The organism is Paenalcaligenes sp. DL 309 (assembly GCF_057475285.1).
In genome coordinates this window covers 24,611-36,443 of the sequence record NZ_JBYBKW010000002.1, presented here as the reverse complement: position 1 = coordinate 36,443, position 11,833 = coordinate 24,611, and the positions used below count along the sequence as shown (strand labels likewise).

13 protein-coding genes are annotated in these 11,833 nt (G+C 44.4%); 11 read left to right on the top strand and 2 right to left on the bottom strand.

Translation table 11 applies throughout. The features are described from left to right. Window positions 1–62 precede the first annotated feature (62 nt). The 3 genes from AC2UZJ_RS02885 to AC2UZJ_RS02875 are packed head-to-tail and all read left to right on the top strand — an operon-like array spanning window position 63 to window position 1,512. Entirely contained in the window at window positions 63–515 is a 453-nt protein-coding gene (locus tag AC2UZJ_RS02885; protein WP_486948627.1) for an Ivy family c-type lysozyme inhibitor, read from the top strand. A 22-nt stretch (window positions 516–537) separates the two neighbouring features. After that, window positions 538–1,074, top strand: coding sequence for an isochorismatase family protein (locus AC2UZJ_RS02880; protein ID WP_486948626.1), 537 nt, complete (start codon window positions 538–540; stop codon window positions 1,072–1,074). A gap of 6 nt (window positions 1,075–1,080) precedes the next feature. Next, window positions 1,081–1,512, top strand: a complete 432-nt coding sequence (locus AC2UZJ_RS02875) for a hypothetical protein (RefSeq protein ID WP_486948625.1) — start codon at window positions 1,081–1,083, stop codon at window positions 1,510–1,512. An 86-nt stretch (window positions 1,513–1,598) separates the two neighbouring features. On the opposite strand, the gene yghU is transcribed toward AC2UZJ_RS02875, so the two are convergent. After that, window positions 1,599–2,456, bottom strand: a complete 858-nt coding sequence (yghU, locus tag AC2UZJ_RS02870) for a glutathione-dependent disulfide-bond oxidoreductase (RefSeq protein ID WP_486948624.1) — start codon at window positions 2,454–2,456, stop codon at window positions 1,599–1,601. 106 nt (window positions 2,457–2,562) lie between these two features. Between yghU and AC2UZJ_RS02865 the strand changes: the two genes are divergently transcribed. The 6 genes from AC2UZJ_RS02865 (at window position 2,563) to AC2UZJ_RS02840 (ending at window position 8,024) form a co-directional block, all read left to right on the top strand. After that, entirely contained in the window at window positions 2,563–3,498 is a 936-nt protein-coding gene (locus AC2UZJ_RS02865) for a LysR family transcriptional regulator (protein ID WP_486948623.1), read from the top strand. Between the two features lie 225 nt (window positions 3,499–3,723). Continuing rightward, window positions 3,724–4,389 (top strand): hypothetical protein, encoded by a 666-nt coding sequence (locus AC2UZJ_RS02860; RefSeq protein ID WP_486948622.1) that lies wholly within the window; start codon window positions 3,724–3,726, stop codon window positions 4,387–4,389. 31 nt (window positions 4,390–4,420) lie between these two features. Then, window positions 4,421–5,386: a TRAP transporter substrate-binding protein gene (locus AC2UZJ_RS02855; protein ID WP_486948621.1), complete on the top strand. Its 966-nt coding sequence runs from the start codon at window positions 4,421–4,423 to the stop codon at window positions 5,384–5,386. Between the two features lie 33 nt (window positions 5,387–5,419). Next, entirely contained in the window at window positions 5,420–5,884 is a 465-nt protein-coding gene (locus AC2UZJ_RS02850) for a TRAP transporter small permease (protein WP_486948620.1), read from the top strand. Window position 5,885: 1 nt separating this feature from the next. Beyond that, on the top strand, window positions 5,886–7,184 hold the full coding sequence (locus tag AC2UZJ_RS02845; protein ID WP_486948619.1) for a TRAP transporter large permease: 1,299 nt from the start codon (window positions 5,886–5,888) through the stop codon (window positions 7,182–7,184). 3 nt (window positions 7,185–7,187) lie between these two features. Then, complete coding sequence (locus AC2UZJ_RS02840; protein ID WP_486948618.1) at window positions 7,188–8,024, top strand: NHL repeat-containing protein; 837 nt, start codon at window positions 7,188–7,190, stop codon at window positions 8,022–8,024. Here the strand turns inward: AC2UZJ_RS02840 and AC2UZJ_RS02835 are convergent. Next, window positions 8,021–8,374, bottom strand: coding sequence for a hypothetical protein (locus AC2UZJ_RS02835; RefSeq protein ID WP_486948617.1), 354 nt, complete (start codon window positions 8,372–8,374; stop codon window positions 8,021–8,023). The two genes, AC2UZJ_RS02840 and AC2UZJ_RS02835, sit on opposite strands and share 4 nt — an antisense overlap. A 44-nt stretch (window positions 8,375–8,418) precedes the next feature. Here AC2UZJ_RS02835 and AC2UZJ_RS02830 point away from each other — a divergent pair, with 44 nt between their 5' ends. Both AC2UZJ_RS02830 and AC2UZJ_RS02825 read left to right on the top strand, forming a co-directional pair. Further along, on the top strand, window positions 8,419–8,937 hold the full coding sequence (locus AC2UZJ_RS02830; RefSeq protein ID WP_486948616.1) for a class I SAM-dependent methyltransferase: 519 nt from the start codon (window positions 8,419–8,421) through the stop codon (window positions 8,935–8,937). Window positions 8,938–8,941: 4 nt separating this feature from the next. Further along, window positions 8,942–11,818, top strand: coding sequence for an adenosylcobalamin-dependent ribonucleoside-diphosphate reductase (locus AC2UZJ_RS02825; RefSeq protein WP_486948615.1), 2,877 nt, complete (start codon window positions 8,942–8,944; stop codon window positions 11,816–11,818). Window positions 11,819–11,833 lie beyond the last annotated feature (15 nt).

Here is an 11,833-nt window from a genome sequence, read left to right as displayed (position 1 = left end):
GAGTCTTGTAGTTTTTTTATATTTTTATGTTTTTATATTTTATAAACCTTAAGAGGTGGAGTATGCGTAAATTAGTGTCCTTATGGTCTTTAGCAGGTGCAGCGGCTTTAGTAAGTTTAGCGCCAGTACAAGCTCAACAAGCCCAAACCTTTCCTATAGGTGAAGGCTATCTTTATCAAGAAGTGGCAAAAGATCCAATTTTAGCGCAACAGTTTGCCGAGATTACGCAACCATTAAATACTCATTTCGCATGGGTGGCGAATTACGGTACGGCTTCTCCTGCTGAAAGCATTAAAGTAGATGGTAAAAACTACACGGTGTACCACGCGTGTAAGCCCCATAATTGTCCAGCAGAAAGCTACGTAGTGCTTTACGACACGCATAATAAAAAAATGGTTGCAGGTGCATTTGTACAAAACAAGCATGAGCAAGGCGTGTTATTAGATAGTAAGGTAAGCTGGTTAGGAACACAGGCGGCAGATTTTGCATCAGCCTTGAGCAAGTACCTATTTTGAATCTAAATGATGAGGAAATACTATGCCATTACTACGCGCAGATAAAAGCCTAGTGATGGCCATAGATGTGCAGCAAAAGCTGCTACCTGCTATGGCGGATCACGAGCAATTATTAAAACAAATACAACGGTTTATAGAGGGCGCGCAGCTTTGTTCTGTGCCGGTTATTGCCACTGAACATTGGCCGGATAAAATTGGTGCTACGCACCCGGATTTGTTACCGCACATTGATACTGTCATAAGTAAAACGCATTTTAATGCGGCTCAGGAAGAGGCCGTCATCAATGCGTTGCCTAAAGACCGTCCTCAAGTACTGTTAGCCGGTATTGAAGCCCATATTTGTGTTTTACAAACGGGCTTAAGCTTAGCTAAGGCCGGCTTTACGCCTGTTTTAGTAACGGATGCCATTGCCTCACGCTTGGAAGGTAGTAAACAAGCGGCGTTGAGTCGTTGGCGCCATCATGGTTTAGAAGCCGTAACTGTGGAGATGGCGTTTTTTGAGTGGCTAGAAACGCCGGCACACCCGCAGTTCAAATCCATTTTGCCCTTAATTAAATAAATTAGCATGACCTATTTGCTTGTGGCCTTTGCCGCCCTAATGTTTGGGTTGTATAACGTCTTCATCAAATTATCCTCTTCCCATATAGAAGCCGTATTAGGGGCGGTAGTATTGCAGTTTGTAGCGGCTTTAGTGGGTTTAAGTTTACTGCTTTATATGAAGATTAATGGTAGTGAGATTTATAGCAGTCCCAAAGGTTTGGGTTTAGCGGTGGCGGCAGGGGTAGCGATTGGTTTAGTGGAAATATTAACCTTTGTTATCTATGGTCGTGGCTTAGCTGTAGCCGTTGGTAATCCTTTGATAATCGGCGGCTCATTGCTCGTTACTACCGGGGCCGGCGTATTATTCATGCGTGAGCAAATTTCTTTGACGCAACTTATTGCTATAGGGCTGATTGCTGCAGGAGTGGGGTTGATGGCTTGGTCAGCAGGTAGATAAATAAAAAGGTAGTAAAAGCAGCTATACCAACCTCTTAAGGCCGGATGCTAGCTGCTAAAGCCTACGTTTATCAACGTAGTATAGGATTATGTTTTTTGCTGTAATGCTGCTGTAATATCTTCTGCATTATGGCGTTCTTTTAATGCCTCACCGGGTTCTCCCCAAGTGCGGTTGACGATGCGGCCGCGTTTTACGGCAGGACGTTGATCAATAAGCTGAGCCCAGCGTTGTAGATGCGTGTAGCTAGCCACATCTAAAAACTCAGCAGCATCATAAAGTCTCCCTAAGGCCAAATTACCATACCAAGGCCAAATGGCCATGTCTGCAATGCTGTATTCTTCCCCAGCAATATACGTGCGTTTGGCTAGCTCTTGGTCTAATAGATCTAATTGGCGCTTGGCTTCCATGGTAAAGCGATTAATAGGGTATTCAAACTTTTCTGGTGCATAAGCATAAAAATGCCCAAAACCACCGCCTAAATAGGGGGCAGAGCCTTGTAGCCAGAAAAGCCAATTAAGTACTGGGGTGCGCTGCCGTACATCAGTAGGTAGAAAGTGACCGAATTTCTCGGATAAATACACCAAAATAGCGCCAGACTCAAATACGTTTATAGCAGGCGTTATGGAATGATCTACTAGGGCAGGGATTTTCGAATTAGGGTTGATTTCCACAAACCCCGATGAGAATTGATCGCCTTCACCTATTTGAATAAGGTGGGCGTTATATTCGGCTTCGGTAATACCTAGCGCTAATAGTTCTTCTAATAGAATAGTGATTTTTTGCCCATTAGGGGTACCCATAGAGTAAAGTTGCAAAGGGTGTTTGCCTACCGGTAGAGTTTTTTGATGGGTAGCGCCAGCGGTTGGTTTGTTAGTAGTGGCCCATTTGCCCCCAGTTTGTGTATCCATTGACCAAACTTTTGGGGGAGTATATGTATTTGTCATGAGTGTCCTTTGTTTGTCCGTATTCTCTATTTTTCTAATAAAAGTAGAAGTGTAGGATAAGTATAGGTATAAGTTGAGCGTTAACGCTAATTATAGAGGTGTCTAATTGAACTTGCGATTTCTTGAAACCTTTATATGGGTTGCGAAGTTAGGTAGTTTTAGGGCGGCCGCCAATCAGTTGCATCTGACTCAAGCGGCTATTTCCAGACGTATTGCTTCATTGGAAAATGAGTTAGGGCAGCTTTTATTTGAACGCAGCAATCGAAATATCCAACTCACTTCTGCTGGTTATAACTTGCTGCGATTTTCTAATCAAGTGCTAAACTTAGAACGTGATTTATTGGCTGATTTTCAAGGTAAGCTCGCCTTACGTGGTAGGGTACGTTTGGGCATAGTTGAGTCTATTGTGCATACTTGGTTTAGCTCTTTGGTTAGTGAGCTACACCGCGTGCATCCAGATATAGAGTTAGAGTTAACCGTAGAGCCTAGTCGGCGTTTGAATGATTTATTAGTACAAGGTTTGCTAGATGTAGCTTTGCAAACGGATCCTGTGTTGGCTGAAGGGATACGTAATGTACCCATAGGAAGTTTAGAAATGGGCTTTGTTATAGCTGCGGGCAATGAGTTTAAGGAAGCGGTCGATATTAAAACCCTAACAAATCAGTGGGCTATAGTAACTTTTCCTCGAAATTCTCAACCCCATTTGGCTTTAATGGAAGTGCTAGAGAAAGCCAAGGTTTTGCAGCCACGTATTCATTTTGTTTCCTCCATTGCTGCTAGTATGGAGCTAATGGCAGCAGGTATTTGTATGGGAGCAGTGCCTTTGGCTGCCTACAGACAAGGTTTGACCAGTGGTAAGTTTGTAAAAGTGCCTTGTACTAGTGAAATTCCTGATTTACGTTTAGTGGCTAGTTGGCGGCAAGAGTCTGTGGGAGGTTTAGCTGAGGCGGTAGTGAAAGTAGCCTTAGCTGAAATGCATGCTTATGCTTCTAAATACCCAGATGCTGTTGCTCCCTTAGATACCAGTGTATTTCTGATTTAGCTAGGTTAATTAGCTAAGACAGGGTTTCCCCTAGAAAAAGAGTGGTTTTTTATTTTTGAGTGAGAGAAAGGCCAGAAATAAGGCGTTTTGCGCGTCTGATAACAAATGCGTATTGATGGTGTCTAAAAAAAGTTGATTGAGTTGCTAAGCATCTAGTCTCAGAATGAATATAAGAAACTCATACATTATTGCTCAAGACTTAGGACTCAAGACGGAGGTCAAATCATGGTACAACCAATCAGACAAGACCGTGCGGCACAAGGTGAACTGTTTATTTGGACAGATATAGATCCCGCATACGAAGATGATTTTAATCAGTGGTATGACCGCGAGCATATGGAAGAGCGCGCGGCTATCCCTGGTTTTAAGTGGGCTAGGCGTTATAAAACTCCTACGGGTAGTCGTCGGTATTTGGCCGTATACAGAACAGAGTCTGTAGATGTGTTCACTAGTGATGTTTATCGTCAAGCCTTTGAAAATCAAACCAACTGGAGTATTACAAACTTCAGTCGTATGCGTAATACCAATCGTCGGGTTATGGTGGTCAGTCCATTAGCGGGGGTAGGCACCGGGGCGGCAGTAGCCCTTATACCTTTAGGAGATTTAGCCACAGCTGAAAAAGCAGCCCAATTAGCTCAACAAATTATAGAAGATATAGATGGTGTTATTGCCTTGCGAGTTCTTACGCCAGATCCCGAATTATCCACCCCGCTGCCTTCAGAAAATACGGAAGGCCGGTTGCTTGAACCTATGCTGCTAATAGATACCACCACAGAACCTGTGGCGGCAGCAGTAACGCGTTTTATTGTAGAAAAGTTAGGTGTAAATGGCTCTAGGGCCTCTACATTTTCTTTGCTTTGGGATTTACGGTCTGCCGACTTAAATGCCTAAAGTTTTTGTTTTTTGACCGGAGGAGTACCTTATGATTAAAAAAATAGTAAGTGTAGCCTGTGCGATGGCAATGGCTGGAACTGTCAGTGCTGCCACAAGTTGGAACATGACGGCCGAACAGCCTGACAACAACTACTTAACGATTAATGCCCGTGAGTTTGCTAAAGATATTAAAGAGGCCACTGAAGGCTCTGTAGATATTAAAGTGCAATCCAACAGCGTGCTTTTGAAGCGCCCTGAAGTAAAACGAGGTGTACAACAAGGTGTAGTGCAGGTCGGAGAAATGTTAGTATCTGCAATCGGTAATGAAGACCCCTTATTTGAAGTTGATAGCGTACCTTTTTTAGCCTCGTCCTTTGATGAATCTGAAAAGCTATGGAAAGTAACGCGTCCTTTACTTGCTGAAAAGCTTGATAAACAAGGTATTGTTTTGTTGTATGGTTCTCCGTGGCCACCACAGGGTATTTATACCAAAAAAGACATTAATGATCTTGACGACTTGTCTGGTGCACGATTCCGTGCATACAGCCCCGCCACAAGTCGCCTAGCCACCTTAATGGGAGCTACCCCCACCACAGTACAAACGCCCGAAGTCCCACAAGCTTTCTCTACCGGCGTCATTGATTCCATGCTAACTTCGCCCGCTACGGGTGTAGACTCACAAGCGTGGGACTACGTATCGCATTATTATGATGCGCAAGTATTTATTCCCCAAAGCTTTGTTATTGTTAACAAGCGTGCGTTTTCTCGTTTGTCTGAAGCGGAGCAAAAAGCCGTACTAGAAGCAGCAGAGCGTGCCGAAGTACGTGGGTGGGAAATGGCGCGTGAGCGTACTGCAGATCTAACAAACACGTTGGCAGAAAATGGCATGCAAGTACTGGAGCTACCCGCTAATGTACAAAAGGAAATGGAAGAAATTGGTACACTCATGACCGAAGAATGGTTAGAAGACGCGGGCGATGAAGGTCAGAAACTACTAGATGCCTACCGCAACTAATAAGCGAGTGAAATAATGAAAGGGCTAGAGTTTATGGCCAAAGTGTGCGGCGTGCTCGCTGCACTCTTTCTTTGCCTAATTGCGATCGTTGTTACAGGGCAGATAGTGGTGAGGTTTTACGGCGGCATCATACCCTCGTCGGATGATTATGCCTCGTGGGCGATGGCCTCATCGGTGTTCTTTGCTCTGCCTTATGCCATGTTGCACGGCGATCATATTCGTGTCAGTTTGGTAATGCAGTTATTACCGAAACGCTTTCATAAAGCGTATGAATTGGTAGCAACCACTCTAGCTCTTTTATTGAGTGCATGGTGTGCTAAATACGCCATTTATTTTGTTTATGAATCTTTTATTTATAACGAACTTGCACAAGGTATGGTTCCTGTACCTATATGGATTCCGCAAATAGGGATGCCTATAGGCCTATCCATGTTGACGTTAATGCTAGCTAGACGTTTAGTGCTTTGCATCTTAAATCGTCAGCTAGAGGAGAAATAACATGGCAGATATTACCCAGGCAGTTGTACTTTTTGGGGCTTTATTGCTATTTCTAGGCTTAGGGGTGTGGGTAGGACTGGTGCTAGTGGCTTGTGGCATTCTTTCTTTAGTGTTATTTGCCGATGCACCGGCCGGTATTATTTTTGCTACTAAGGCATGGGATTCTGCTGCAAATTGGGCCTTAACGGCGTTGCCTTTATTTATTTGGATGGGCGAAATTCTCTATAGGACACGTCTGGCCGAAGATATGTTTAAAGGGCTAGGCCCTTGGGTACAGCGCTTACCGGGGGGCTTAGTGCATGTTAATACCTTTGGTTGCGGAGTGTTTGCGGCGGTGAGTGGCTCGTCGGCAGCCACTACTGCCACCATAGGTCGTATTTCTTTACCCGAATTAAGGTCTAGGGGGTATGACGATAGCATTAGCATAGGTTCATTAGCGGGAGCGGGTACCTTAGGTTTACTCATACCCCCTTCCATTGTGATGATCGTGTATGCTGTTGCAGCACAAGTTTCTATTATTCGTTTATTCGTGGCAGGAATCTTGCCAGGGATAATGATTATGTTGTTGTTCTCAGGCTATATCGCGCTGTGGTCTTTACGGCACCCTGACCGGGCACCGAAACAAATGGAAAAAATAGGCCTCATTGAAAAACTAAAACGACTACGACTTCTACTGCCAGTCGTGCTGTTGATTATTGGTGTTATTGGTTCTATTTATGCAGGAGTAGCTACCGCTACGGAAGCGGCAGTAATTGGCGTGATTGGCTCTTTGATCATTGCTGCTTTTGGTGGCTCGTTAAATCTTAAAACTTTTTCTGCCAGTTTGATGGGGGCGGTACGTACTTCTTGTATGATTTCCTTCATCTTAATTGGGGCAAGTTATTTAACTAGCGCTATGAGTTTTACGGGTTTGCCTGCTAATTTATCTGCTTGGATTGCCTCCTTAGGCTTGAGTCAGTATGCTTTAATCATAGTCCTCACTATTTTCTTTATTTTACTTGGGGCTTTTTTGGATGGGATTTCTTTAGTGGTTTTAACCACTTCAGTACTTATGCCTACCATTTTAGCAGCCGGTATTGATCCTATTTGGTTTGGAGTGTACTTGATTCTCACTGTAGAAATGGCGCAAATTACACCACCTATAGGGTTTAATTTATTTGTATTACAAAGCATCACTGAGCGCAATTTGTTTGAGCTTATTCGTTATGCATTTCCTTTCTTCTTACTTTTAGTACTAGCAACTGCTTTAGTAACGATATTTCCTGAGATTGTGCTCTATTTACCCAAAGCCATGCGATAAATTATGAATACTACTACTCAAAATGTCATCGTTTTACTCGGTAAACAACGCTACCGTTTATGCACAAATTGGATAAGCGCTAAAGAAAGCGTGGGTGTGAGCAGTGTGGCTGTGCTTACTGATGGACGTCTAGCGGTATTGTTACGAGGGCAACCCGCTAAACTACGTTTGTTTGATACTGATGCGCAGCAAGTGGATGAATGGGAGTTGCCGCAAATACGCTGTGCGCATAAGCTTACGGCTTTACCAGGTGGTGGGGTGTTAGTGTGTGATGTGGATGGGCATCAGTTGTATGCCTTTGACTCTAAAGGACAAGCCTTGTGGCGCTTAGGAGATCCATCAACACCTAATTGGCAAGCTCCTTTCAATCATCCTACGCATGCTACTTTTACTCATGATGGGCGCTTATATGTAACCGATGGTTATGGCAATTCATGTGTGCATGAGTTTGATGCAGATCTTAATTGGGTAAACACTTTTAAAGGAGCGTCAGAGGTTCCTTTATTTACTGTGCCACATTCTATAGTGCATGAGGGCACAGATTTATATGTGGCTGATCGAGAAAATAGCCGAGTGGTTGTACTGAATGAGGCGGGAGAAATACAGCGCTTAATAGGCCCAGTTTACAAGCCTATGTCGGTGGCGTTGCATCCCTCGGGGAATTTACTAGTGAGTGATCAAACCGCGAGTTTATCGCTGTTTACGCTTGCTGGAGAGCTGTTAGGCCGCTGCCGTACAACGGCCGTGTATGGTCACAGCATTAGCTGCAATCAGGCTGGGCATATTTTTATGGCCGAAATGATGCCAGACCGAGTGAGTTGTTTAGTACCTATTTTTTAGTAGGCGGACTTACGTAACTTAACTGGGGCTTGCTCACGTTTTTCGGCATCTTTTCTATCTAGCTCTGCATTTTCTAATTCTATCTTGCGCTTATCTTCGGCTTCTTGCTCGCAGACTTCTTTTTCATCTCCCACTAGCACACCGCATAAATTCATTACTTGCTCGTAGTGTTCTTGTATTTGCGCTTCAGTTAGGGGTTCGTGCCTATCGACTTCACTTGCTAGCTGAGGTGTGCGAGCGCCACCAGCGTGAAGGGCAGTAGTTCCTATTATTGATAAAGCAACTGCTCCGGCCATTAAAAGCAGTTTGTTTTTTTGGTTTTCATAATAATCTCCGTTGAGTTTACGCATTTTGATGTTGCGTAGTAGTATAGCTAGGATATAGGAGTAGAGGCGTGAACATATCCGGTGAAATGAAACAACATCACGAGTTTACAGTTATTCAGGCTGCGCTTAAAGAGCATAATAGGCTGTATGGGCAGAATCTCCGTATTATCTCCCGCCCTGATCCGCCCGATGCTATTTTGTCTAATGGTGTCTATACAACGTGGCTAGAGCACACAGATGCTTTCTTTTCTGAAGAATGGGCTAAAGTATTGAGTGCAAAGGGGTACGTCAGTATTAAAGTCGATCTGGGCATGACCATAGACGAGCAATTTGCGAATGTGTTTTGCCAACGCGTATTAGATAAACATAACAAAGAGTCCTATAAATCCAGTATATCGCAATATGGACCTGGTATTTTAGTAGTAGGCTTAGAGTCCCCTTGGTTAAACAGTAATACTCTCACAGAAATAAACAAAAGATGGCAAGAGTTAGGTCAACCTGATATTTCAACCACCTTTAAGCATGTTTATATCGCTTATCGTGATCAGAACAGCAAAAATTATGCCGTTGAATGGCAAAGTAAATAAAATTATGAAACAGAAAATCCTTACCACCGTTAATCATTTTCATGAATTGCCCGCCCAAGAAATTTCTACTGAAGTACTTTTAGAAAAATACGCGAAAGGCGATGAAAGCAGTATTCAAGACATACGTGAGCGAGTGGCTAAAGCACTGGCCGTCCAAGAAAGTGATGATCCTATCGTACAGAAGCAACGTGAAAAAGAATTCATGCAAGCGCAGCAAGCGGGGTTTATTCCTGCAGGGCGCATTAACTCTGCGGTAGGTACTGATTTAGCTGCTACCTTAATTAATTGCTTTGTGCAGCCTGTGGGCGATTCCATTTCTGAGACAGAAAATGGCTTACCTGGTATTTATGACGCACTACAAAAAGCTGCAGAAACTATGCGCCGTGGCGGTGGAGTGGGTTATAACTTTTCCGCTATTCGTCCGCATGATGCCAAAGTAAAAGGGACTGCTTCTAAAGCCTCTGGGCCGGTGTCTTATATGCGTGTGTTTGATCGTTCATGCGAAACGGTAGAGTCTGCGGGATCCCGCAGGGGGGCGCAAATGGCGGTGTTATCGGTGGATCACCCGGATATTGAGCAATTTATTACGGCTAAGCGCACTGCTGGCGAACTCACAAACTTTAACGTATCGGTAAGTATTACTAATGACTTTATGCAGGCCTTAGAGGCCGATGGCAGTTTTGATTTAGTGCACATTGCTGAGCCTAGCGATGAGCTGATAGCTCAAGGTGTGAAGCAACGTGCTGATGGTAAGTGGGTTTATCGAACTGTACGCGCTCAAGAAATATGGGATTTGATCATGGAGTCTACCTATGATTACGCTGAACCCGGCGTGTTATTCCATGATCACATTAATGATGATAATAATCTGCATTATGTAGAAGAGCTGGATGCCACGAATCCGTGCGGTGAGCAGCCTCTACCACCTTATGGCTGTTGTTGTTTAGGCTCCGTAAATTTAACACAGTTTATAGAGAACCCTTTTGCCTTTACTGGCAAGCCCGCCGTGAATTGGGATGGCTTAGCGCAGGTGGTGCATACTGCAGTGCGTATGTTAGATAATGTTTTAGATGCCACTCAATGGCCACTACCAGAGCAAGAAGCGGAAGCTGCTGCTAAACGTAGAATAGGTTTAGGTATTACGGGCTTAGGTGATGCTTTAGTTATGTTGACCTTAGCTTATGACAGTGAAGAAGGCCGAGCCATGGCAGAGCGGCTCACCCGTCATGTGACTCATGAGGCCTATAAGGCATCCATAGAGCTCGCCAAAGAGCGCGGTGCTTTCCCCTTATTTAATGCGGAAAAGTATTTACAAAGTGGTTTTACTAAGCGTTTACCTAAAAGCATCCGTGAAGACATACGAAAGTACGGTATTCGTAATTCTCATTTAACGTCTATAGCACCCACAGGCACTATCTCTTTAGCTTTTGCGGATAATACTTCTAATGGTATAGAGCCTGCATTTTCTTGGTCTTACACGCGCCGCAAGCGCATGCCTGATAACAGTACCCAAGAATATTTGGTGCAAGACCATGCACATCGTTTATATGCCTTGATGGGAGGCGATACAGAAAATTTACCCTCGTATTTTCGTACGGCTTTAGAGATTTCTGCTGAAGATCATGCTCGCATGGTGGCTGCCGTCAAAGACCATGTGGATTCTGCCATTTCTAAAACGGTGAATGTGCCGGTGGATTATCCCTACGAAGATTTTAAAGACTTGTATTTACAGGCATGGAAATTAGGCTTAAAAGGCATTACGACTTATAGGCCTAGTGGTATGCGTAGTGCAGTATTAGTAGAAACGCCTAAAGCTCAATCTGCTGATGCTCCCACCCCAGAAACCATGGTGTTAGACGAGCAGGACCGGCGCTTAGTTCTCAAAAAGTCCATTGAGCCTGTATTAAACAGCTTGCGTTGGCCGAGTCGTCCGCATTTGCCCTTTGGGGCCAGTGCGTGGGCTTCAGATGAGATTAAAACACCGCAAGGCAGCTTTGTGGCCTTTGTCACTGAGCTGAATGGACGTCCTTTTGAGGTGTGGGTGAATGGGGCTAAACCTCCACGCGGCATGGGCTCTGTAGCAAAAATGCTGAGCTTAGATATGTACACCGATGATGCCCGTTGGGTGCGTAGAAATCTTGAGGTGATGGCTAAAGCCAATAGCTCTTACGTGGAAATGACTGATCCTGCTACGGGGGAGAAAGTGGTTAAACCTTCTGCCGTGGCCGCCTTGGCGCATATTGTGGGTTATAGGCAAGGTGAGCCCGCAGCTGATGCTCCTTCTGCTATGTTAAATGCCTTAATTGCCCCTCGTGAGCCAAAAACCGGTCCAGATGGCACCTTAGGTTGGGTTTGTGATGTGACCAACCCGAGCACGGGTGATGACTTTGTATTGATGCTCAAAGAGCTGCGTATGCCAGATGGTACTCTAAGGCCCTATTCAGTATGGGGAGCCGGAAAGTTTCCACGCGCCTTTGAAGGTTTATTCAAGCTGCTTAGTTTAGATATGCGTATAGTGGATCCGGCATGGATTGGCATGAAACTACGTAAGTTGTTGTCTTATGCTGAGCCACAGGGTGATTTTTTAGCGCGTACCCCTAATTCTGAAAAAATGGAATCCTATCCGTCTACTGAAGCCTATGTGGCACGTTTAGTGATTCATCGTTATGCCATGTTAGGTGTGCTCACGCAAGAAGGGGAGCCCGTTACGCAAATGGGTATAGTGCAAGAACAGCCTTCTGGAGCCACTAAATCATCTATTGAATCGATCCCATCTGTTATGAATGGTGAATTATGTCCAGAATGTTACCTACATACGGTTATTAAAAAGGATGGTTGTTTATTTTGTACTAGTTGCGGGTATATTGGAGCCTGTGGTTAACATAGAGCTAGGAGC